The 21764-nt window shown below is 71.9% G+C and carries 18 protein-coding genes; 7 read left to right on the top strand and 11 right to left on the bottom strand.

Annotation, left to right across the window (positions count from 1 at the left end; translation table 11 throughout):
• Window positions 1-3: 3 nt before the first annotated feature.
• The 3 genes from ACZ6TB_RS31305 to ACZ6TB_RS31295 all read left to right on the top strand — a co-directional run bounded on the left by ACZ6TB_RS31305 (window position 4) and on the right by ACZ6TB_RS31295 (window position 7349).
• Window positions 4-3489, top strand: coding sequence for a ricin-type beta-trefoil lectin domain protein (locus ACZ6TB_RS31305; protein WP_465560174.1), 3486 nt, complete (start codon window positions 4-6; stop codon window positions 3487-3489).
• Window positions 3490-3561: 72 nt separating this feature from the next.
• Window positions 3562-6729, top strand: coding sequence for a BTAD domain-containing putative transcriptional regulator (locus ACZ6TB_RS31300; RefSeq protein WP_465560171.1), 3168 nt, complete (start codon window positions 3562-3564; stop codon window positions 6727-6729).
• An 80-nt stretch (window positions 6730-6809) separates the two neighbouring features.
• Window positions 6810-7349, top strand: coding sequence for a DUF6653 family protein (locus ACZ6TB_RS31295; protein WP_465560168.1), 540 nt, complete (start codon window positions 6810-6812; stop codon window positions 7347-7349).
• A gap of 1 nt (window position 7350) precedes the next feature.
• Here ACZ6TB_RS31295 and ACZ6TB_RS31290 read toward each other — a convergent pair whose 3' ends face one another.
• Window positions 7351-7776, bottom strand: coding sequence for a hypothetical protein (locus tag ACZ6TB_RS31290; protein WP_465560166.1), 426 nt, complete (start codon window positions 7774-7776; stop codon window positions 7351-7353).
• A gap of 94 nt (window positions 7777-7870) precedes the next feature.
• Between ACZ6TB_RS31290 and ACZ6TB_RS31285 the strand changes: the two genes are divergently transcribed.
• On the top strand, window positions 7871-8977 hold the full coding sequence (locus tag ACZ6TB_RS31285) for an alpha/beta hydrolase family protein (protein WP_465560163.1): 1107 nt from the start codon (window positions 7871-7873) through the stop codon (window positions 8975-8977).
• Here ACZ6TB_RS31285 and ACZ6TB_RS31280 read toward each other — a convergent pair.
• The 4 genes from ACZ6TB_RS31280 to ACZ6TB_RS31265 form a co-directional block, all read right to left on the bottom strand.
• A complete protein-coding gene (locus tag ACZ6TB_RS31280; protein ID WP_465560160.1) occupies window positions 8958-10193 on the bottom strand; it encodes a L,D-transpeptidase in 1236 nt (411 codons plus the stop codon). The two genes, ACZ6TB_RS31285 and ACZ6TB_RS31280, sit on opposite strands and share 20 nt — an antisense overlap.
• 128 nt (window positions 10194-10321) lie before the next feature.
• Window positions 10322-11305, bottom strand: a complete 984-nt coding sequence (locus tag ACZ6TB_RS31275; protein WP_465560158.1) for a CU044_5270 family protein — start codon at window positions 11303-11305, stop codon at window positions 10322-10324.
• Window positions 11305-11847: an RNA polymerase sigma factor gene (locus ACZ6TB_RS31270; protein WP_465560155.1), complete on the bottom strand. Its 543-nt coding sequence runs from the start codon at window positions 11845-11847 to the stop codon at window positions 11305-11307. Before ACZ6TB_RS31270 ends, ACZ6TB_RS31275 begins: the two co-directional genes overlap by 1 nt.
• A complete protein-coding gene (locus tag ACZ6TB_RS31265) occupies window positions 11844-12317 on the bottom strand; it encodes an Lrp/AsnC family transcriptional regulator (protein ID WP_465560152.1) in 474 nt (157 codons plus the stop codon). The genes ACZ6TB_RS31270 and ACZ6TB_RS31265 overlap by 4 nt, the downstream gene beginning before the upstream one ends.
• A gap of 131 nt (window positions 12318-12448) precedes the next feature.
• Between ACZ6TB_RS31265 and ACZ6TB_RS31260 the strand changes: the two genes are divergently transcribed.
• The 3 genes from ACZ6TB_RS31260 to ACZ6TB_RS31250 are packed head-to-tail and all read left to right on the top strand — an operon-like array spanning window position 12449 to window position 16139.
• Window positions 12449-13546: a thiamine pyrophosphate-dependent dehydrogenase E1 component subunit alpha gene (locus tag ACZ6TB_RS31260; protein WP_465560150.1), complete on the top strand. Its 1098-nt coding sequence runs from the start codon at window positions 12449-12451 to the stop codon at window positions 13544-13546.
• Window positions 13543-14529, top strand: a complete 987-nt coding sequence (locus ACZ6TB_RS31255; RefSeq protein WP_465560148.1) for an alpha-ketoacid dehydrogenase subunit beta — start codon at window positions 13543-13545, stop codon at window positions 14527-14529. The genes ACZ6TB_RS31260 and ACZ6TB_RS31255 overlap by 4 nt, the downstream gene beginning before the upstream one ends.
• Complete coding sequence (locus ACZ6TB_RS31250) at window positions 14526-16139, top strand: dihydrolipoamide acetyltransferase family protein (protein WP_465560145.1); 1614 nt, start codon at window positions 14526-14528, stop codon at window positions 16137-16139. The genes ACZ6TB_RS31255 and ACZ6TB_RS31250 overlap by 4 nt, the downstream gene beginning before the upstream one ends.
• Window positions 16140-16212: 73 nt before the next feature.
• On the opposite strand, the gene ACZ6TB_RS31245 is transcribed toward ACZ6TB_RS31250, so the two are convergent.
• Genes ACZ6TB_RS31245 through ACZ6TB_RS31220 form a run of 6 tightly spaced genes read right to left on the bottom strand, consistent with a single transcriptional unit; the run spans window position 16213 to window position 21649 of the window.
• Window positions 16213-16794, bottom strand: coding sequence for a hypothetical protein (locus tag ACZ6TB_RS31245; protein ID WP_465560142.1), 582 nt, complete (start codon window positions 16792-16794; stop codon window positions 16213-16215).
• Window positions 16795-16831: 37 nt separating this feature from the next.
• Window positions 16832-17782: a class I mannose-6-phosphate isomerase gene (locus ACZ6TB_RS31240; RefSeq protein ID WP_465560139.1), complete on the bottom strand. Its 951-nt coding sequence runs from the start codon at window positions 17780-17782 to the stop codon at window positions 16832-16834.
• Window positions 17782-18987 (bottom strand): ADP-dependent glucokinase/phosphofructokinase, encoded by a 1206-nt coding sequence (locus ACZ6TB_RS31235; protein ID WP_465560136.1) that lies wholly within the window; start codon window positions 18985-18987, stop codon window positions 17782-17784. Before ACZ6TB_RS31235 ends, ACZ6TB_RS31240 begins: the two co-directional genes overlap by 1 nt.
• Window position 18988: 1 nt before the next feature.
• Complete coding sequence (locus tag ACZ6TB_RS31230) at window positions 18989-19852, bottom strand: ketose-bisphosphate aldolase (protein ID WP_465560133.1); 864 nt, start codon at window positions 19850-19852, stop codon at window positions 18989-18991.
• Window positions 19853-19875: 23 nt separating this feature from the next.
• On the bottom strand, window positions 19876-20718 hold the full coding sequence (locus ACZ6TB_RS31225) for a carbohydrate ABC transporter permease (protein ID WP_465560131.1): 843 nt from the start codon (window positions 20716-20718) through the stop codon (window positions 19876-19878).
• A gap of 1 nt (window position 20719) precedes the next feature.
• Window positions 20720-21649, bottom strand: coding sequence for a carbohydrate ABC transporter permease (locus ACZ6TB_RS31220; protein ID WP_465560128.1), 930 nt, complete (start codon window positions 21647-21649; stop codon window positions 20720-20722).
• Window positions 21650-21764 lie beyond the last annotated feature (115 nt).

Below are 21764 nucleotides of genomic sequence, written 5' to 3'. Positions count from 1 at the left end.
AGAATGTTCTCCCGTCGCCCGTCCCGCGTCATCGCCGCGGCGGCCAGCGTCATCGCCGCCCTGGCCGTCTCCCCCATCGCCCTGCCGGCCTCCCCGGCCGCCGCCGCCACCGCCGCCGTCACCGACGGCAACGCCCGGTTCCAGATCCTCACGCCCACGCTGATCCGCACCGAGTACGCCGGCGACGGCGCCTTCACGGACGCCACCACGTACAACGCCGTCAACCGCTCGTTCCCGGCCCCCGCCTACACCACGAGCGTGACGGCGGACGGCTACCGCGAGATCAGGACCAGCGCGCTGACCCTGCGCTACAAGCAGAACAGCGGGCCGTTCACCGCCGCCAACCTCTCGGTCGTGATCGCCTCCACCGGCGCCACCGCCCATCCGGCGTTCCCCTCCTACTGCACGGTTTCGGTCGTCTGCGAGGCCGAGAACGCCCTGCTGCCGGGATCGGCCTCGACCGGGTACGACCACACCGGCTACACCGGCAACGGGTTCGCCGCCGGCCTCGAGAGCACCGGCAGTGGCATCCGGTACGACGTCGACGTGCCCACGGCCGGCAGCTGGCGCCTCGCCGTCCGCTACGCCAACGCCGTGGGCAGCGACAACCAGAGCACGACCCGCACCCTGACCGCGCACGTCGACCAGGCCACCGGACCGCGGTTCAGCCTGGCCCCGACCGCCTCCTGGGACACCTGGTCGACGGCGTCGGTCACCGTCACCCTGCACGCCGGCGTCAACACGATCGCCGTCACCCAGGACGCCGGCGACTCGGGCCGGGTCAACCTCGACAGCCTCGCGGTCACCCCCACCAGCACGACCGCCTACCCGGCGCCGGCCACCGACCTGCTCGCCACCGGCTACGGCGCCGGGCCGAACAGCCAGCTCGGCGGCTGGTACCGGTCGCTGGACAACCTGCCCGGCGGCCTGCCCCAGAACCTGCATCCGGGCGTGCTCAACCGGGGCGGCTGGTATCTGCTCGACGACAGCCGCACGGCGTTGCTGCCGCTCAAGGACCGGGCGAGTCACGGCACCCGGCCCTATCAGGACGGCTACTTCTTCGGCTACGGCCAGAACTACAAGCAGGCGCTCAACGACCTCAACGCGCTCACCGGCAACACCGCGCTGCTGCCGCAATCCGCGTACGGCGTCTGGTTCTCCCGCTTCTGGGGTTACAGCACTTCCGACTACCAGAACACGTTGTTGCCCGCCTTCCGGAACAACTTCACCCCGATCGACTGGCTGGTGGTCGACACCGACTGGAAGAAGCCGGTCGAGTGGAACGGCTGGAACTGGAACACCGACCTGTTCCCGGACCCGGCGGGGTTCCTGAACTGGACGAAGCAGATGAACCTCGACGTCTCGATGAACATCCACCCGGCGATCGACAACACCGACCCGAAGTTCCCGGCCGCCAACGCCGCCGCCGGCGGTCTCGGCACCCAGTCCGACGGGCGCACCCACTTCTTCGACTGGGCCAACCCCGCGCACCTGGCCGCCTACCAGGGCCTGCATCAGCCGTTCGAGCAGCAGGGCGTACGGGCGTGGTGGCTGGACTACTGCGGCGGGTGCGGCGCCTCGATCTCGTCGAACCCGCACATCGGCGCCGACAACCTGATCAACCAGGCGTACGCCGACCACGACACCGCCCGGGGCCTGCGCGGCTTCGCGTTCAGCCGGATCGGCGGCACCGAGCACGGCACCGGCGACAGCAGCAGCTTCGCCTCCGGCCCGTGGTCGGAGCGGCGCAACTCGCTGGCGTTCACCGGCGACACCTACTCCACCTGGGACACGCTGGCGTACGAGGTGCGCTACACCGCCGGGATGGCCGGGGCCGGGCTCACCAATGTCAGCCACGACATCGGCGGCTTCCACGGCGGGCACCTGGCCGACGACATGTACGCCCGGTGGGTGCAGTTCGCCACGTTCCAGCCGGTCGACCGGCTGCACTCGGACCACGGCGACCGGCTGCCGTGGGACTACCCGGGCGTGGCGCAGGCCAGTGCCCAGCGGTTCCTGCGGCTGCGCGAGGCGCTCGTGCCGTACACGTACACGATGGCCCGTCAGGCGAATCAGACCGGCGTGCCGATCGTGCGGCCGATGTACCTCGACCACCCCGCCCAGGAGGCCGCCTACTCGGCCACCGGCGAGTACATGTACGGCGACAACCTGCTGGTCGCGCCGATCACCTCGGCCGCCGGCTCGGCCTCGGTGTGGGTGCCGCCGGGCACCTGGACCGACTACTTCACCGGCGCCGCCTACACCGGCCCGGCGACGGTGACCATGACCGCGCCGCTGTCCCGGATGCCGGTGCTGGTCAAGGCCGGCGGCGTGGTGCCGATCCGCACCGACTACGTGCACAACCAGAAGCAGAGCCCCGCCACCCAGCTGACGGTCAATGTCGCCGCCGGCGCCAACGGGACGTTCTCGCTGTACTCCGACGCCGGCGAGGGCACCGGCTACAAGTCCGGGCAGTTCACCACGACGCCGCTGTCCTGGACCGACGCCACCCGCACGTTCACCGTCGGCGCCACCACCGGCAGCTACCCGGGCGCGCCGGCGAGTCGCACGTGGACGCTGCGGCTGGCCAACAGCGCGGCGCCGACCGCCGTCAGCGTCGACGGCACGCAACTGCCCGAGACGGCGTGGTCCTACAACCGCGACAGCCGTACGGTCACCGTCACCACCGGCGCGCTGCCGGCCGGCGCCGCGCACACCGTCACGCTGGCCGGCGCCGCCACCGACAACCCGGCGGCCGGCGAGGTGATCGGCGTCGGCGGGCTCTGCCTCGACGTCCGCGGCGGGACGGCGGCCGAGGGCCAGCCGATGCAGGTCTACACGTGCAACCACACGGCCGCCCAGCAGGTCTCGCACGCCACCGACGACAGCCTGCGGGTGCTGGGCCGCTGCATCACGGCGGCGGCCGCGGTCACCACCACGACCTGCGCCGGCTCGCCCGCTCAGCAGTGGACGATCCGGCCCGACGGCACGCTGCGCAACCCGGCCTCCGGGCGCTGCCTCGACGTGCCCAACTCCACCACCACACCGGGAGCGGCCCAGCTGCAGATCTACGACTGCCTGCGCACCGACGGCCAGGTCTGGCGGCTGCCGCCGGGGCCGGTCACCGGCCCGGGCGGCCTCTGCGCCGACGTGGCCGGCGCCGACCCGTCATCGGCGACCCCGATCCAGCTCTACACCTGCAACAACTCCGACGCCCAGCGCTGGTCGGCGCCGGGCGACGGCAGCGTCCGGGCGTTCGGCAAGTGCCTCGACGTCGCCAACGCCGGGACGGCCAATGGGACCCGCGTGCAGCTGTTCGACTGCAACGGCAGCGCGGCCCAGGCGTGGACCGCCCGTGACGACGGAACCCTGTTCAACGCGCGCTCGGGCCGGTGCCTGGACGACCCGAACAACGCCCGGACCGCGGGCGACCTGCTCCAGATCTACGACTGCAACAGCTCGGCCGCTCAGAAGTTCACGCTGCACTGACCGCGGTTCCGCCGATGCCCCTGCCTTTGTACGGTGGTCGTACGGCTTCCACCGTCGGCGACGGGCAGGGGCATGGTGGAGTTCGGGATCCTCGGACCGCTCGAGGCGGCGGTCGACGGGCGGCAGCTGGACCTGGGCCGCCCGAAGCAGCGCGCCGTCCTGGCGATCCTGCTCGTCCACGCCAACCGCACCGTCTCGCTGGAACGGCTCGTCGACGAGCTGTGGGGCGACGAGCCGCCGGCCCAGGCGATCGCGTCGCTCCAGGCGTACGTGTCGCACCTGCGGCGGCTGCTCGAGCCCGCCCGCGAGGTGCGCGCGCCGGCGCATGTGCTGATGAGCCGGCCGCCCGGCTACCGGCTCGCGGCCGGCCCGGCCGAGCTGGACGCGTCGCGGTTCGAGGCGCTCGCCGCCGACGGCCGGCGGCTCCTGGACGCGGGCGATCCCGGCCGGGCCGTGGCCGCGTTCGAGCGGGCGCTCGCGCTGTGGCGCGGCGACGTGCTGGCCGACTTCCCGGACGCGCCGTTCGCCCGCGCGGAACGGGCCCGGCTCGGCGAGCTGCGCCTGGCCGCGCTCGAGGACCGGATCGCCACCGACCTGGCGCTGGGCCGCCACACGGTCGTCGCCGCCGAGCTCGATCCCCTGATCGGCGCCTACCCGTACCGCGAGAGGTTGCGGGGGCTGCGCCTGCTCGCGCTGTACCGGTCCGGGCGCCAGGCCGAGGCGCTGAGCGTCTACCGGGAGACCCGCCGCATGCTCCGCGACGAACTGGGCGTCGACCCGAGCCCCCAGCTGGAGGCGCTGCACCGGCGGATCCTGACCCAGTCGCCGGAGCTCGACCGGCCCACGCCGCCCACGCCGCCCAGGACGCTCCTGGCCGCCGGCAGTGATCGGCCCTCCGATGGGGACGGCACGCTGGTCGGCCGGGCCGAGCCGTTGACCGCCTTGGAAGCGGCGCTGTGCGCGGCGGCCGGCGGGCGGGGCCGGCTGGTCGTGCTCTCCGGCGAGCCCGGCGTCGGCAAGACCCGGCTCGCCGACGAGCTCACCCGGCGGGCGACCGGCGTCGCGGTGGGATGGGGCCGGTGCGGTGAGGAGCCGGGGACACCGCCGTTCTGGCCGTGGACCCAGGTGCTGCGCGGCCTGCTCGAAGACGTGCCGGCCGCCACGCGGGATGCGCTGCTGGCGCCGTTCCGGCCCGAGCTCGGCGCCGTCCTCCCGGAGCTGGCCGCCACCGGGTCACCGCCGGCGCCGGTCGTGGACGTCGAGGTGGTCCGGTTCCGGCTGTGCCGCGCGGTGGCGGGTCTGCTCGGCCACCTGGCCGCCGCGCGTCCGCTGCTGCTGGTCATCGACGACCTGCACTCCGCGGACGCCGGCTCGCTGCGGCTGGTGCCGATGCTTGCGGCCGAGCTCGGCGCCACCCGGATGCTCGTGGTCGTCACCTACCGCGACCCCGGTCCGGCCGACCGGGCGGTCTTCGCCGACACGCTCGCGGCGCTGGCGCGTGCGCCCGCGGTGGAGCGCGTTCCGCTGCGCGGGCTGACCCGCGACGACGTGCGGCGGCTGATGACGGCCCGGCTCGGCGCGCGGCCGGACGACCGGCTGGTACGGGTGGTGCACGACCGCAGCGCGGGCAACCCGTTCTTCGTCGTCGAGCTGGTGCGGCTGCTCGGCAGCGAGCGGCGGCTGGCCGCGGCGGAGCGGGCCGCGGCGCACGAGGTGCCCGCGGGCGTACGCGACGTGCTGCGCCGCCGTCTCGCCGGGTTGCCGGACCAGACCCGGGCGATCCTGCTCGTGGCCGCCGTCGTCGGGCGGGAGTTCGCCCTCGAGGTCGTCCGGGACGTGGCCGGCCTGGACGACGAGACGGCGCTCGACGCGGTCGAGGCGGCGCTGCTGTCCGGCCTGGTGGCCGAGGAGACGACGGTGGGCCGGTTCCGGTTCACGCACGCGCTGGTGCGGGAGGCGATCTACCAGGACGTGAGCAGCGTGCGGCGGGCCCGGCTGCACGCCCAGGTGGCCAGGACGGTGGGCGCCGGCGAGCACGCGGGCACCCACTGGTGGCTCGGCGCGCCCGTGGTCGGCGCCGACGTGGCGCTGCCGCACCTGCTGACCGCCGCCGACCACGCGCTGGCGGCGCTGGCGCACGAGGAGGCCGAGCAGCACCTGACCCACGCCCTCGAGCTGCTGGGCGGCGAGCCGTCGTCGCCCGGGCGGGCGCGGGCCGAGTTCGACGTGCACATGCGGTTGGGCACGCTCTTCGCCCAGCTCCACGGACCCCGGTCGGCGCCCGGCCAGGCGGCCGTCTCGCGGGCCCGGGAGCTGGCCGAGGGGCTGGTCGACGGCCCGGCCACGATCGCCGCCTACCGCAGCCTGTACGAGGTGGCGGTGGCCCGCGCCCAGCACGCCGAGGCGCGTGAGCTGGCCCGGCGGATGCTCGACGTCGGCCGGCGCGCGGACGACCCGGCCTCGCTCGCGCTCGCCCATCTGGCGCTGGGCCGCACGCTGTGGTGCGCCGGCGAGCCCGGCCCGGCTCGCGAGCACCTCGACCGGAGTCTCGGCCTCGCCGCCGCCGTCCCCGACCTGCCGCACGAGGCTCTGCCGCTCGGCATCACGGCCCGACTCCAGCTCGCGCCCGTGCTCGACCTGCTGGGCCACGAACGGGAGGCGGCGGAACAGGTGGAGGTCGCCATCGCCGGTACCCGCACGATGGCCCCGCTGATCCGCGCGGGCGTGCTGACCAGCGCCGCGCTGATCGGCGCCCTGCGCCGGGACGTGGCCACGGCCGACGCCCACGCGCGCGAGGCGCTCGAGCTGGCCCGGCCGCTGCCGGCCTGGTTCAGCTACGCGGCGGCGGTCCGGTCGTGGACCCGGGCCCTGAACGGCGACCCGGCCGACGGCGCCCGCGCGCTGCGGGAGAACCGGGAGGAGATCCAGTCGCGGGGCGCGCGACACCTCGTCCCCTGGGTGGGCGGGCTGCTGGCCGAGGCGGAGCTGATGGCGGGGAACGCGGCGGAGGCGCTGCGGCTGCTCGACGAGGCCACCGCCGAGGTGGCCCGCACCGGCGAGCGCATGTACGAGGCCGAGCTGCACCGGCTCCGGAGCCGCGCGCTGCTGGCGGCCGACCCGCCGCGTACCGCCGAGGCCCACGCCGCCGTGTTCGCGTCGCTGGCGGTGGCCCGCCGGCAGGGCGCCACCCTGCTCGTCCGGCGCAGCGCCGGCGACCTGCACCGCTTGGCAGCGACTTGACGGCCCGATCGCCCGTGCCAAGCCGCCGTCAAGCCCGCCCCATGACTCTCGGGGCAAGAACGAGCGGCCAGGAGGTCATCATGAGCAGCCCCACCGCGGACACCCGCAAGGTCACCGGCGAGCAGCGCGTCGCCAAGGTCTTCGGCCTCACCGGCGACAACTGGGCCCGGCACGCCAACCCGATCAGCGTCGCGACGCGGTTCGCCGTGCTGCCGCTGCTCGCGCTCTCCATCTGGAGCCGCGACTGGATCGGCTGGTGGTGCCTGGCGCCGATCGTCCTGTCGCTGATCTTCATGATGGTCAACCCGCTGTTGTTCCCCAAGCCCCGCTCCACCCGCAACTGGGCGTCGCGGGGCGTCTTCGGCGAGCGGGTCTGGTCGGAACGCACCACGGTGCCGGTGCCCAGCCAGTTCAACTACAAAGTTCTGCGGGTGACGTACGCGATCCAGACCGCCGGCGCCGTGGCGCTGGCCTACGGTCTCGTCCGCCTCGATCTGATCGCCACGATCACCGGCCTGGTCATCCTCCAGACCGCCAAGGCGTGGTACATCGACCGCCAGGTTCTGCTCTTCGAGGACATGAAGACGCGCCACCCGGAGTACGCGGCCTGGGAGTACTGACTCAGATCTCCCGCGCCAGCCAGCCGATGGGGAGCGCAAGCGCCGTCCGGAAGCCGGCCCGGCGCAGCAGGTCGGTCGCCGCGTCGTCGCCCGGGCGGTGAGCGGCCACGATCCACTCCAGACCGCGCATCCGGCCGCCGTCGGCCACCTCCCGCAGCAGGCGCCCCCACCGGCCGGCCGCCCCGGCCCGCACCGCCAGCGCCCGCAGCTCGGTGACCCGCGCCGACAGCGGAACGATCGCCGCCGCGCCCTCCAGCGCCACCTCGGGTGCGGCGGTGAGGTTCCACAGGCCCGACCACGGTTCGTCGCCGGTCAGCCGCGGCGACCGGTACGCCGGGCCACCCTCGTCGAGCAGGCCGCGCGCCCGCGCCGGCTCGGCCGGCCCGGCGAGCCGGCGGAACACGATGCCGGGCGGCAGATGGTCCACGGCGGCATCGTGGCGCTCGTCCCTTGGCGGCGAATTGACGGCCCGGGGCCGCGGCGCCAAGCCGTCGTCAAGTGCGGCGCCCGACCATCGGCCCATGACTGCCGCCCTGCCCGAGCCGACCGGCCCGCACGCCGTCGGCCGCACCGTCCGGGCGTGGACCGACCACGCGCGCACCGACCCGTACGCGTCCCCGCCCGAGCCGCGATCGCTGGTGACCTGGATCTGGTATCCGTGCCGCCCGGCCGGAGCCGCGGCCGTCGACTACCTGCCGCCCGCCTGGCGACCCAACGCCGAGATGCTCGGCATCGACACCACGGGCCTCACCGCCCGCAGCGCCGACGCGCCCCCGCCGGCCGGCGACTCCCTGCCGGTGGTGCTGCTGTCGCCGAGCGGGTTTCCGCCGCTGCTGCTCTCCGGAACCGCCGAGGAGCTGGCCAGTCACGGTTTCGTCGTGGTCGGCGTCAACCACACGTACGAGACGGCGGTGACGGTCTTCCCCGGCGGCCGCACCGTGCCGATGAACCCGGCCGCGATCGCCGGCGCGCTCGGACCGCAGGCCGGCGACCATCGCGAGGTGTTCGAGCGCCGCGCCGAGCTGTGCCGGTACAAGGCGGCCGACCTGGCGTTCCTCGCCGACCGGCTGGCCGGCCTGCCCGCCGGCGACATGCTGGCGGGGCGCCTCGACCTGAACCGGCTCACCGCGGCGGGCCACTCCTTCGGCGGCGCGGCCGCCCTCCAGTGGTGCCGCGACGACCCGCGGTGCACCGCGGCGGTCAACCTCGACGGCGCACTGTGGAGCGAGGTAGGCGAGCTGGGCCTGAAACGGCCGGTGCTTCAGGTGCTGGCGCCGCACCCCGAGTTCGACGTCACCCCGGACGAGGCGGTGGCGGCGGGCATCGCGCCCAGCCCCGAGTGGTTCGCGGCCGAGCGGGCCATCACCCTGGACGGCTGGGCGACCGTCGACCGCACCGGCGCGCCCGCCTGCACCGTGCGGATCCCCGGGGCCACCCACCTGAGCCTCATGGACATCCCGTTCCTGCCGCTCGCGCCGGGCTCCCCGGCGGCCCCGATGCTCGCCCGCACCACGATCGAGCCCGGCCGCATGCTCGCGGTCACCGGCACGCTCGTGGTCGCGTTCCTCACCGGCCGCGACATGGCCGGCGTGCTCGCCTCCGAGGAGATCAGTGACCGTATTTGCTGAACGGGACGTTCCAGTCGCCCAGGCCGTCCCACACCGGTAGCGACTTCGGGCTGTTCTTGACCTCGACCACGTCGCCGACCAGGAAGTTCTCGTAGACCCACTTGGCGTCGGCGGGGCTCAGGTTGACGCAGCCGTGCGAGATGTTGGCCCGGCCCAGCTGGTGGTTCCACGGGGCCGAGTGCAGGAACTCGCCCGAGTACGAGATGCGGGTGCAGTACTCGACGATCTCGGGCGCGTAGTAGTACGGGTTGGTCGGGTCGCTCACGCCGTAGCTGGCCGAGCTCATGCTGTGCGTGCGCTCCTTGGACAGCACCACGTGCGGGCCGTTCTGCGTCCAGAAGTGGATCTGGGTGCCGTCCGTGGTCTTCGTGTAGCCGCCGCGGCCGTTGCTGCACGCCATGTCCCGCACCATCTTGCCGTCGACGTAGACCTTGGTGTGGTGGGTCTTGTTGTCGCTGATCGCGACCAGGGCCCGGCCGACGGTGAAGTGGGTCTTGGAGTTGGACGCGCCGTAGACGCCCTTGCCCAGGTTCACGCCGAGCGCGTCGACGCTGACCTCGACCTTGGTGCCCTTGGCCCAGTACTTGGCCGGCCGCCAGTGCACGAGCTTGCTGTTGACCCAGAAGAACTTGCCCTCGACCGACGGCGTCGTCTCGACCTTGATCGCCTTCTCGGCCGCGGCCTTGTCGGTCACCGTCTTGTTGAAGGCGACGATCACGGGCTGGCCCACCCCGTACGTACCGCCGGTCTTGAGAATTCCCATGCCGTTGGCCTGGAAGGTGACCGCCGCGACCGAGGTGGGCTGGATCGTGGTGAAGGTGGACGTCTTCTCGACCGTGGTGCCCGCGCCGTCGACGATCGAGGCGGTCACCTTGTACGTCTTGCCGTAGGAGAGGTTGCCGGTCGACTTCCAGGTGACCCCGTCGTCCTGCACCGCGCCGCTGACCTTCTTGGCGCCGGCGGCGACGGTGACCGACTTCAGCTTGCCGCCGTCGACCGAGACCGTGACCTCCTCGGTCGGCAGCACCTTGGCCGCGCCGGCCGCGGGCGAGACGGTCAGGTTGACCGGCGGCGGGGGCGGCGTGTTCCAGGTGCCGACCGGCTCCGTGCTCGCCGATACCGAAGGAGTGTCGGCCTTCGCCGCGGAGCAACCGGCCGCGGTGAGGCCGGCGGCGGCGCCGAGCGCGCCGAGGAGAACACTGCGTCGCCGAATCATTGACTTCTCTCTCGACTCTCTCGACTTCTCTCGGAGAGGACTACGGCCGGGCGCATCATATAGATCAATGACGCCCGGCGCGATCCTGCTTCTTATGACGGGCGGCGACCCCGGTTTCGTTGCAACCCCTACGGCGCCGTCTGGCCCGGCCGATCGACGATGACCATCTTGCGGTAGATCACCTGTCGGAAAAGATCGCCTTTGTGGGTGTACGAGGTGCCGTCGTCCCCGCGATTGACATGGTCGGCCACCGCGACCAGTCGCTCGCCGATCAGCGTGTAGGTCTCCTTGTCGAACAGCAGCTCCTGCGACAGGTAGCCCTCCTCGATCCGGCCCAGCCCGATCGCCGGCCGGCCGTCGAGGTTGACGGCGTCCGGGTTGATCCGCATGCCCGGCTGCTCGGCCAGGTAGCGGTAGATGGCCGCCTTGACCTCGGGCGGCAGCACGTACTGCCCGGCCATCGCGTCGGGATCCTGGGAGACGCCGCCCTCGGGGTGGTCGAGGAACGCGTCGATCTTCGCGGACGACGTCAGCTTGACGACCTGCGACCACGGGATGAACGCCCAGTTGCTCTGGTTCTCGCCCTGCTTGTGCACCTCGAGCTTGCCGTTGCGGAGCCGGCCCTGGACCTGGCCGTCGATCCGGTTCCACACCTGCACGGTCCGGTACTTCGCCTTGCCGGGCACCAGCGCGCCGTTGGGCTTCTTCGACTCGTACGCGGGCGGATTGCGCATTTCGCGGGTCTCGACGTACATGAACTGCGTCGGTTTGGGGTCGACCCACTTCTCCTGCTCGGCCGTCCACGCCGCGTTCTCCAGCACCTGGGCGGCGGACACGGGTTTGAGGTACGGGAGTTTCCTGGCCGCCGCCTCGGGCCGGCTCTGCCGCACGACCGGTCTCGCCGGGTCCGCCGGCCGGTCGATCGCGACGGCCACCGCGACCGCCGCCGCCGTGGCGACTCCCACCGCGATCGGCACCCGCCACCAGATTTTTCGCGATTTTTCCGGTTTCGGGGTGATGTGCTGCTGGAGCGCCGCCCGCGCCCGCTGCTCCGCGGCCGCCGACGGCGCCGCCTCCTCGAAGCTCTCCCGCAGAATGCTGATCTCGTCCATCACTCGTCCATCTCGATCTCGGCGCCGAGCGCCTGCCGCATCTCCTGTCGTGCCCGGTGCAACCGGGATCGGGCCGTGCCGGCCGGTATGCCCAGCGCCTCCGCCGCCTCCTGCTGGTTCAGCCCGGCCCAGGCCACCAGCAACAGCACGGCCCGCACCGGCTCCGGCAGCCGGCGCAACGCCTCGGCCAGCCGCCCCCGTACCGCTTCCGCGTCGAGCCGGCCCGCCACCGCGTCCGCGTGGCTGTCGGCCTGATCGCGCTCGCCGGCGCGGGCCAGCGCCTTGTATCGCCGGGTCTCGGCCCGGACGTGCCGCGCCACCAGGTTCGAGGCGATTCCGAACAGCCACGGCCGGGGGTCGCCCCGGGTGGCGTCGTAGCTCTGTCTTCGGTCGAACGCGGTCAGGAACGTCTCGGACGCCACGTCCTCGGCCAGGTCCGGACCGAGCCGCCGGGACACGTACGCGTAGATGTCCCGGTAGTGCCGGTCGAAGACCGCCGTGAAGTTCTCCGGCGCTCGCTGAGCAGTTTCCAGGTCGGTCACACCTGTACTTCGCCGATCGCGGGAAAAGTGTTCGCGGGCTCGATCTCCTCGAAGACCAGCAGCGTGCGAGTGCTGATGACGCCCTCCATCCCCTGGATCTCGTCGAGGACGATGCGGCGCAGGTCGGCGTTGTCCCGCGCCCGGACCAGCAGGATGACGTCGAACTCCCCGCCGACCAGCGCCACGTGCGCGACGCCGGGAAGGCTCTTGAGCGACTCCCGGATCGTCCGCCAGTCGGCCTGCCGCACGTTCAGGGTGAGGTATGCCGAGGTGCCGAGTCCACTGAGCACCGGGTCAACGTCGGCGCGAAAGCCGCGGATGACGCCGGTCGTGCGGAGCCGTTCGACCCGGGCGTAGGCGTTCGCGCGGGATATGTGCAAATTCTCCGCGAGCGTACGCATCGACATGCGCCCGTCGCCGGTGAGCGCGTCGAGGATGCGGTGGTCGGTCTCGTCGAGGGCGTCGGCCATCTGTCTCACTCCCCGCGGCCGGTACTCGTACCGGCTGGACGATTGGTCTTTGTTTTACGCTTTGCGTTGGACGTTTTCTCGACTTTGTTGCGGTTGTGGCGTGCGTTGGGCCCCGGACGCAGGATCTCACCATGACACTTGACCCGAGTCTCATGCTGCCGTCGGCCGATCCCGTCCAGCTGATCGACCCCTCGGGCGCGGCGACGGGCCGGGAGGGCTACCGCCTGCCGGACACCGAGGCGCTTCTGAAGGCGTACGGGGATCTGGTCGTCGCCCGCCGTTTGAACGAACAGGCGAACGCGCTCGTCCGGCAGGGGCGGCTCGCGGTCTACCCCTCCTCGCATGGTCAGGAGGCGTGCCAGGTCGCCGCCGCGCACGTGCTGGACGACGGCGACTGGCTGTTCCCGACCTACCGCGACACGGCCGCCGCGGTGGCGCGCGGCGTCGACCCGGTCGAGGTGCTGGTGCTGCTCAAGGGCGACTGGCACTCCGGCTACGACCCGTACGCGTCGAAGGTCGCCCCGCAGGCCACCCCGCTCGCCACCCAGCTGCCGCACGCGGTCGGGGTCGCGCACGCGGCGACGCTGCGCGGCGAGCCCACGGTCGTGATGGCGCTCTGCGGCGACGGCGCGACCAGCGAGGGCGACTTCCACGAGGCGCTGAACTTCGCGGCCGTGTTCAAGGCGCCCGTGGTCTTCTTCGTGCAGAACAACGAGTACGCGATCTCGGTGCCGCTGGCCCGCCAGACGGTCGCGCCGTCGCTGGCCCACAAGGGCATCGGCTACGGCATGCCCGGCGAGCGCGTCGACGGCAACGACGTGGCGGCGCTGCTGGCCGTCCTCGGCGATGCCGTCGCGCGGGCCCGGGCCGGTTTCGGGCCTCAGCTGGTGGAGGCGCACACGTACCGGATGCAGGCGCACACCAACGCCGACGATGCCACCCGCTATCGGGACGAGGCCGAGGTTGCCGCCTGGGTTTCGCGGGATCCCCTTACGCGGCTCGCTTCGTACCTCTCGCTTACTTCCGAGGCCGTTTCCTCATATGCGGAGGCGGCCGAGAAGGTGGCGGCACACACGCGGGCCGGCCTCAACGTCGACGTCTCGCCGCGGCCCGACGATCTTTTCGATTACGTGTACGCCCACCGCACGCCACAGCTGGTTTCGCAGGCGGCCGTCGTCGCCGACGAGTTGTCCCGCAGTCTTTCTGTCGCCTCGGAGGCCGGCCGATGACGCACGAGAAGCTGTCCATGGCCCAGGCGCTGAACCGGGCCCTGCGCTCCGCCATGGCCGAGGACCCGTCGGTGCTCGTCTTCGGCGAGGACGTCGGCCCGCTCGGCGGCGTCTTCCGGATCACCGACGGCCTGACCGCCGAGTTCGGCGAGACCCGCTGCTTCGACACGCCGCTGGCCGAGTCGGGCATCGTGGGCGTCGCCGTCGGCATGGCCATGAACGGCATGCGCCCGGTCGTCGAGATGCAGTTCGACGCCTTCGCCTATCCCGCCTTCGAGCAGATCGCCAGCCACGTGGCGAAGATGCGGAACCGGACGCGGGGGCGGGTCACGCTGCCGATGGTGATCAGGATCCCGTACGCGGGCGGCATCGGTGGCGTGGAACATCACTGCGACTCGTCCGAGGCCTACTACGCGCACACGCCCGGCCTGCACGTGGTCGCCCCGTCGAACCCGACCGACGCGTACTACCTGCTGCGCGAGGCGATCGCCGCACCCGACCCGGTCGTCTTCCTCGAGCCGAAGAAGCTTTACTGGTCCAAGGAGGAGGTCGACTTCGGCACCCCGGCCCCCGGCATCGGCCGAGCGGCGGTCCTCCGCGAGGGCACCGACGCCACCCTGATCGCGTACGGCCCATCGGTCCCGCCCGCGCTGGAGGCGGCCGAGGTCGCCGCCCAGGAGGGCCGCAGCCTCCAGGTGGTCGACGTCCGCTCGATCGTCCCGTTCGACGACGAGACGATCTGCGCCGCGGTGCGCTCCACCGGCCGCGCCGTCGTGGTGGCCGAGGCGCCCGGCTTCGCCAGCGTGGCGTCGGAGATCGCGGCCCGCGTGAGCGAGCGCTGCTTCCACTCGTTGTCGGCCCCCGTACGACGGGTTACCGGCTTCGACATCCCGTTCCCCCCGCCCAAGCTGGAGCACTTCCAGCTGCCCGGGGTCGACCGCATCCTCGACGCCGTGGACGACCTTCAGTGGGAGGACGCATGAGCCAGGTCTTCTTGCTGCCCGACCTCGGCGAGGGCTTGACGGAGGCCGAGATAGTCCGCTGGCTCGTGGCACCGGGCGACGACGTGGCGGTCGACCAGCCGATCGTCGAGGTGGAGACCGCGAAGTCCCTCGTGGAGGTCCCGTCCCCGTACGCGGGCCGGGTAGCCACGCTGCACGGCCCCGAGGGCGCGGTCCTGACCGTGGGCACTCCCCTGATCACCGTCGAGTCCCTTTCCGCCGCGGGCGAGGCGTACCGCGAGGAGGAGAAGGCCGGCTCGGGCAACGTCCTGATCGGTTATGGCACGCCGGGGGGCGCGGCCCATGGTCGTCGCCGCCGTCCGCGCGCGGCCGCCTCTTCCGCGGCGCCCGGGCCGTCCGCGGCATCGACGGTGTCCGCCCAGCCTGCGCCTTCTGTCCAGCCCGCGCCCGCCGCCCAGCCTGCGCCCGCGCCTGCTGCCCAGCTTGCGCCCGCCGCCCAGCTTGCGCCCGCGCCCGCCGCCCAGCCTGCGCCCGCCGACCAGCTTGCGCCCGCCGCCCAGCCCGCGCCCGCCGCCTCGTTGCCGGCCGCATCGCCGCCGCGCGTAATCTCACCGCTCGTGCGCGCGTTGGCCCGTGACCACGCCATCGATCTACGGTCAGTGACCCCAACCGGCGCGGGTGGCGTGATCACACGAGCCGACGTGCAAGATCGGATCGCCGCGGCGGCCGCGCCGCCGCCTCCCCCACCCTCGTTGGGTGGGTGGAATTTAACGCCCGGGTACGACAACTTCGGCGACTTGTCCACAGGCGCTTCGCGGCCGGCGCCGCCGACCGGCGGTGCCACAACCCACGGCGCGGCCACCAACGGTGCAACAACCGGCGCCACGAGCGACGGCGCCACCACCAACGGCGCCACCACCAACGGAGCCACAACCAGCGGCGCCCCAGCCGGCGGTGAGCGCCGCCTCCCGCTCAGCGGCTTCCGCAAGGCCGTAGCCGCCAATCTCTCGCGTAGCCGGGCGGAAATCCCCGAAGCCACCGTCTGGGTCGACGTCGACGCCACCGCGCTCTGGGAACTTCGGCAAGCCGAGCCCGCCGGGCCGGGGCTCATGGCCTACCTGGCCCGCTTCACGGTGGCGGCGCTCAAGGCGTACCCCGTGTTCAACGCCCGCCTCGACACCGGCCGCGACGAGATCGTCGAGCTTGCGGACATCAACCTCGGCATCGCGGTTCAGGGGGACCGCGGCCTCGTCGTGCCGGCCGTCATGAACGCCGGGCGGCTCACCACCACCGAGCTTGACGGGGAGATCCGGGCCCTCACCCAGCGCGCCCGGGAAGGGCGGGCCACGGCGGCCGAGATGGCGGCGGGGACGTTCACGCTCAACAACTATGGCGGCTTCCGGGTCGACGGCAGTGCGGCGATCATCAACCACCCGCAGGTCGCGATCCTCGGGTTCGGGCGGATTCTGGAGCGGCCCTGGGTTGTCGGCGGGGAGATCCGGGTTCGGCGGATCACGCAGATGTCGTTCGTCTTCGATCACCGGGTCTGCGACGGCGGGACGGCGGCCGGCTTCATCCGGGCGGTGGCTGACGCGGTCGAGAACCCGGCGTCGGTCATCCGGAGGCTGTGAGCCGGTACTCCTCCGGCGGCGACGCCATGAAGACGTGGCCGGAGACCGCGTGGCGACGCGTCGTGCCGGCCGGCTAGCGGGCGGGGTTGTCCCAACCGCGCAGCTCGGCGTCGATCTCGCGCCGATCGGCGGCGCGATCGCGCGAGTCCGCGGCCTTCTCGCGCGAATCGGCGAGCCGCTCCCGCTCGTCGGCGGTCGCCTGCCGGTGGTCGGCACGCTGATCCCGCTCGTCGGCGATCGCCTCCCGGCGGTCGGCACGCTGGTCCCGGTCGTCGGCCTCACCCAGCCGCCGCACGAGACGCCGCTCCCGCTCGTCGGCGCGTGCGCGAAGCGATTCCGCCGTCACATCGCGCAGGTCGGCCACGCTCGACCGTTCCTCGAGATCGATCTCCCGCTGGTCGGCCACGGCGTCCCGGCTGTCCGCCGCCGACTCGCGTTCGACCAGCAGTTTCTCCCGCTCGTCGGCCCGCCGCTCGCGGTCGGCGAGCCCGGACCGGCGACCTCCCTCGGCCCGCCGCTCGCGGTCGGCGAGCCCGGACCGGCGACCTCCCTCGGCCCGCCGCTCGCGGTCGGCGAGCCCGGACCGGCGATCTCCCTCGGCCCGCCGCTCGCGGTCGGCGAGCCCGGACCGGCGATCTCCCTCGTCGGAGCCCACGGCACAGATTTTCGCACAAAAGCCACCGGCGCAGCGATCACGCGGCGCCGGACAGGCGGATCGCCCCGATCTGGCCCTCGAGCCGGAGCGGCCCCGCCGCGTACGGGATGAGCAGCGTGTCGCCCCGCCGGAGCAACAGATCGTCGTTCTCGCCGATCAGGCGGCCCTCGCCGGACACCACGACCAGCACGGCGAAGCCTTGTGCCAGGCGATCACCCCCATAGAGGCGTCGGGCCGAGAAGAACTCGTCGGCCGCCTCGGGGAGCAGGCGCGCCGCATCGCCGCGGAGTCCCTCGATGCGCGACGGGCTCCATCCACCGCGGTCGACGCATTGCAGGGCCAGGTCGTAGCCGAGGCCCAGGTGACCGTCGGCGAGCCCGAAGTCCTCGTACTCCAGCAGCACCGAGAAATCCGTCGGCTCCTGCACCTCGACCAGCAGGATGCCGTCGCCGATCGCGTGCGGCAGGCCGGCCGGGCACAGGATCGCGTCGCCCGCCGCCACCGGGATCTTGTTGGTGGCCGCGAGCATCTCGCCGGACTTCTGCGCGCTCACCCAGCCGGCCAGCTCGCCGGCCGGAACATCACGATCAAATCCGAGGTGGACGTACGCGTCGGGCCGCGCCTCCACGATGACCCAGGCTTCGGTCTTCCCGTACGGCGAGGCCAGATGCGTGGTGGCGAACCGGCGATCGGGATGGACGTGCAGCGGCAGGCGCTGACCGGCGTCGAGGAGCTTCACCAGCACGCCGGTGTCGGCCCGCCCCGGGCCCAGCCACCAGCCGGGGTCGGCGGCGATCGCCTCGGCCAGCACCCGCCCGTCGGCCAGCGCCGAGAGCCCGGACGGCGCGAGCGCGAACCGGCTGGTCGTCGAGCCCACCCAGTCCTCGGGCCGGTCGGGCAGCGCCGGCCCGTTGCGGAACGCCGCGATCCGCCCGGCGCCGCGGTAGAACGTCTCGGGCTGGTTGGCGCCCAGAGCCTCGACCGTCATCAGAGTCCTCTCCTGCCCGAAACGGCGACCTCGGCGAGGAAGCCGCCGACGAACGTGTCTCCGAGACCGACCGTAGTGGGATTCGGGACGTCGAGCACGAATCCCGGAACACAGTGGACGACGTCGCCCAAACGAGATCGCAGCGCGGCGGCGAACGCGACCGACTCCGGGCGCCGAGGCAGCGAACGCACCCGCGCGACGTCTGCATCGGTGAAGTCGTCGCCGTGGCCGTACCGGGTGGCGGCCATGACCGTGCCGGTGTCGAGCGCGCCGGCGAAGTCACCGGCCCCGAGCGCCAGCGCCCAGTACTTCGTGTGCAGCACCAGCACCGGCACCGGGATCAGCGCGCGCACCGCGGTGAGCGCGTCGGCGACGTCGGCCGCGTCGAGCAGGTTCACCGGCCGGCGCAGGTAGGACTGGAGCTCGTCCTCGTTCAGCCCGTAGACGTCGATCGCGTCGAGCAGCGCTTCCCGGACCCGGCGGCTGAACGCCGGCTCGTGGTAGGCCGCGTCCTCGAAGTAGGTCACCGCGTCGGGCGGCAGTTGCCGCATGTGCTCCCGGAGGGCGGCCAGCCGCGCGTCCAGCTCGGCCTCGTCGCGCATGGCGTTGAAGCCGGAGATCAGGAAGACGGCGGCCTGGCCGAGCCGGTCGCCGAGGTCGTCGGTGAGCAGCATGCCGCCGTTGGCCGGGTCGTTCACGTAGATCAGCCGGTTCGGGAACGGCGCGTGGATGTCGATGTCGTTGGCCCGGACCCAAAGCCCCTTGTCGAACTGCACGATCAAATGCGGATGGAAGGTGTCCGCGGCGCCGCTGGTGATGTACTCGCCGTCCGGCGGCAGCAGCCGGCGGAACGTGTCGTTCACCGTGACCAGGTGCAGCGTCGACGGCACGCCGAGCCGGCTCATCAGCAGGCCGGCCCGCACCGACGTGCCGCCCAGCGTCTCCCGGTGCGGGAACCGGTTCGCGAAGGCCGACAGCGCCGGGGCCGAGGCGACGTAGTGCTCGCCGCCCCCGCCCCGGGCCACGTATCCCAGGATGGAGACCACCAGATCCCGTTCGCCGGCCACCTCGGCCGGCGGCGTAGGAAGTTCCGCGGCGACGATGCCGTAGTCGACGATCAGCTTCTCCAGGACCTCGGCGGTCAGCGTCAACTCGTAGTCGACGCAACCGCCGAGGCCCAGGAGTACACGGGAAGCGTCCGGCATGTCAGTACAGGGAGCCCTTGCCGTCGGCGCCGAAGAGCTCGATCTTCTGGGCGGCGACGACCTGCATGGCGCGAATGCAGGCGGGTTGGATGGCGTTGGGCTCGCGCAGCTTGGAGTCGGTGCCGAGCACCTCGCGCATCTTGTCGTGGTAGGCGACCTTGATGTCGGTCGAGATGTTGATCTTGTTGATGCCGATCCGGGCGGCCTCGCGGATCTCGTCGTCCGGGTTGCCGGAGCCGCCGTGCAGCACCAGCGGGATGCCGAGCCGGCCCTTGATCTCCTTGAGCAGGCCGAGCTTCAGCTCCGGCTTCAGGTCCTTCGGGTAGAAGCCGTGGAACGTGCCGATCGCGATGGCGAGGCTGTCCACGCCGGTCTGCTCGACGAACGTGACGGCGTCGTCGGGGTCGGTGTAGATGATCTCGGCGGCGCCCGCCTCGGCGTAGCTGTCGTTCCCGCCGATCGTGCCGAGCTCGCCCTCGACCGAGACGCCGAGCACGTGCGCGGCCTCGGTGACCTGCTTGGTGACCGCGATGTTCTCCTCGAACGGCTTGAGCGAGCCGTCGATCATCACCGAGGTGAAGCCGAACTGGAAGGCCTGGAGCATCTGGTCGAAGTCGGCGCCGTGGTCCCAGTGGATCGCGATCGGGACGCTCGACCTGTTGGCCCGCGCGGCGATGGCGGGGATCAGGTCGGCGCCGATGTGGCGGACCTCGTCGGGGTGGATGGCGACGATCAGGGGCGCGTTCGTCTCCTCGCTGATCTCCACGATGCCCTGGAACATCGCCCAGTCACTGATGTTGAAGGCGGGCACGGCGAAGCTGTGCGCGTTGGCGACATCGAGGATCGCCTTGCCGGTCGTCAGCATTACGGTGTTTCTCCTTAAAAGGGCTAGGCCTTGACGGCGCCGGCGGTGAGCCCGCCGATGAACCGCTTCTGGAACAGCAGGAAGAGGATCAGGACCGGGATCGAGCCGAGGATGCTCATCGCCATCATCTGGTTCCACTCGTACGAGTGCTGGCCCATGAGCAGCTGGATGCCGATCGGCACCGTGCGCATGTCGTCGGTGCGGGTCAGCGAGAGCGCGAACAGGTACTCGTTCCACGAGATCATGAACGTGTAGACCCCGACCGCGATCAGGCCGGGCACCGAGATCGGCACGAGGATCCGCCACAGCGCGGTCCAGCCGTTGCCGCCGTCGACCTTGACGGACTCGTCCAGCTCTTTCGGCAGGGTGTTCAGATACGCGGTGATCATGATGATCGCGTACGGGAGCGTGAACACCATGTGGGTGAGGATCAGGCCGGGATAGGTGTTGTAGAGGCCGAGCGCGACGACGAGCCCGAAGTACGGAATGACGAGGGTGATCGGCGGCACGGCCTGCACGCTGACGATCACCGCGTTGATGGTCTTCTGGAACGGGAACGTGAACCGGCTGAACGCGTAGCCGGCGAGCAGCGCCACCAGCAGCGTCAGGACCGTCACCGCGATGGCGACGATGTAGCTGTTGAGGAAGAACCGCAGCTGGGTGCTGTTGCCCAGGATCTCGGTGTACGCGTGCAGCGAGAAGCCCTTGGTGAGCAGCCGCGGCGGGTTCTGGAAGACCTCACCGTTGTCCTTGAACGACGTGGAGAGCATCCACAGCACCGGCAGTCCGGCGAACAGGCCGCCGAGGATCAGTCCGGCGATGACGCCCGACTTCGCGAGCCGGCGCCTCGTCTTGATGGTCGCCATCTCAGCGCTCCCTCTGCTGACGGACGTAGAAGAAGGCCAGGATCATCGTGAGCAGCAGCACGATCACCGCCGCCGCGGAGGCGGTCGAGAACTCGTACTCGCTGAAGGCCTGCTTGTAGGTGTAGGTGCTGAGCATCTCGGTGGTGTTCAGCGGGCCGCCGCCGGTCGTCATCCAGATCAGCGCGAACTGCTGGGACGTCCAGATCAGGTCGAGCACGGCCATGCTGATGATCACCGGGCGGAGCTGGGGCAGCGTGACGTGCCGGAACCGCTGGAACCAGTTCGTGCCGTCGACGGCCGCCGCCTCGTACAGGTCATGGGGGATGCCCTGGAGGCCGGCCAGGAGGCTGATCATGAAGAACGGGTAGCCGGACCAGATGTTGATGAAGGTGACCGCCCAGAGCGCCGAGCCCGGGTCGCCGAGCCAGTTCACGCCCTGCTGGATGAGGCCCAGGGTGTGCAGGACGTAGTTGACGACGCCGGACGGATCGAGCAGCAGCCGCCAGATGACCGCGATGACCGCGATCGTGAACAGCCAGGGCAGGATGTAGACGATCCGGAAGATGGCCTTGGTGACCCCGCTCAGCAGCGGCGTGTTGAGCATCATCGCGAACGCCAGGCCGAGCACCAGGTGAGCCACCGTGCTGACCGAGATGAAGATCGCGGTGTTCTTGATCGCGGCCAGGAAGTCGGCGTCGGTCAAAACCTTGGTGTAGTTGGCGAGCCCGGCGAACACCGAGTTGTCCTGGACGATCACGTTGTCCCGGAACGAATAGCTGATCACCATGGCGATGGGGATCACCATCAGGACCACGATCAGCACGATCGTCGGGGACAGATAGCCGTACGGGATCAGGCGCCGGGCCACCGTCTTCTTCACCGGCGCCGCCTGCTCGACCGGCGCGGCGGTCTTCGAGGCGATCAATGTCATGACTGACTGCTCTCCTTGGTCGGGGGGGGGGGGGGGGGGGGGGGGGGGGGGGGGGGGGGGGGGGGGGGGGGGGGGGGGGGGGGGGGGGGGGGGGGGGGGGGGGGGGGGGGGGGGG

Source organism: Actinoplanes sp. NPDC051537 (assembly GCF_055586105.1).
The sequence above is the reverse complement of the archived record's forward strand: the minus strand, read 5'-3'. Positions and strand labels throughout refer to the sequence as shown.

What these genes read in the sequence shown, in the direction of transcription:
- ACZ6TB_RS31230 (WP_465560133.1), bottom strand. Translation starts at nt 19,852, where the DNA reads ATGCTGACGACCGGCAAGGCGATCCTCGATGTCGCCAACGCGCACAGC.
- ACZ6TB_RS31275 (WP_465560158.1), bottom strand. Translation starts at nt 11,305, where the DNA reads ATGGACGAGATCAGCATTCTGCGGGAGAGCTTCGAGGAGGCGGCGCCG.
- ACZ6TB_RS31220 (WP_465560128.1), bottom strand. Translation starts at nt 21,649, where the DNA reads ATGACATTGATCGCCTCGAAGACCGCCGCGCCGGTCGAGCAGGCGGCG.
- ACZ6TB_RS31280 (WP_465560160.1), bottom strand. Translation starts at nt 10,193, where the DNA reads ATGATTCGGCGACGCAGTGTTCTCCTCGGCGCGCTCGGCGCCGCCGCC.
- ACZ6TB_RS31235 (WP_465560136.1), bottom strand. Translation starts at nt 18,987, where the DNA reads ATGCCGGACGCTTCCCGTGTACTCCTGGGCCTCGGCGGTTGCGTCGAC.
- ACZ6TB_RS31295 (WP_465560168.1), top strand. Translation starts at nt 6,810, where the DNA reads ATGAGCAGCCCCACCGCGGACACCCGCAAGGTCACCGGCGAGCAGCGC.
- ACZ6TB_RS31285 (WP_465560163.1), top strand. Translation starts at nt 7,871, where the DNA reads ATGACTGCCGCCCTGCCCGAGCCGACCGGCCCGCACGCCGTCGGCCGC.
- ACZ6TB_RS31255 (WP_465560148.1), top strand. Translation starts at nt 13,543, where the DNA reads ATGACGCACGAGAAGCTGTCCATGGCCCAGGCGCTGAACCGGGCCCTG.
- ACZ6TB_RS31240 (WP_465560139.1), bottom strand. Translation starts at nt 17,782, where the DNA reads ATGACGGTCGAGGCTCTGGGCGCCAACCAGCCCGAGACGTTCTACCGC.
- ACZ6TB_RS31225 (WP_465560131.1), bottom strand. Translation starts at nt 20,718, where the DNA reads ATGGCGACCATCAAGACGAGGCGCCGGCTCGCGAAGTCGGGCGTCATC.
- ACZ6TB_RS31250 (WP_465560145.1), top strand. Translation starts at nt 14,526, where the DNA reads ATGAGCCAGGTCTTCTTGCTGCCCGACCTCGGCGAGGGCTTGACGGAG.
- ACZ6TB_RS31300 (WP_465560171.1), top strand. Translation starts at nt 3,562, where the DNA reads ATGGTGGAGTTCGGGATCCTCGGACCGCTCGAGGCGGCGGTCGACGGG.
- ACZ6TB_RS31260 (WP_465560150.1), top strand. Translation starts at nt 12,449, where the DNA reads ATGACACTTGACCCGAGTCTCATGCTGCCGTCGGCCGATCCCGTCCAG.
- ACZ6TB_RS31265 (WP_465560152.1), bottom strand. Translation starts at nt 12,317, where the DNA reads ATGGCCGACGCCCTCGACGAGACCGACCACCGCATCCTCGACGCGCTC.
- ACZ6TB_RS31305 (WP_465560174.1), top strand. Translation starts at nt 4, where the DNA reads ATGTTCTCCCGTCGCCCGTCCCGCGTCATCGCCGCGGCGGCCAGCGTC.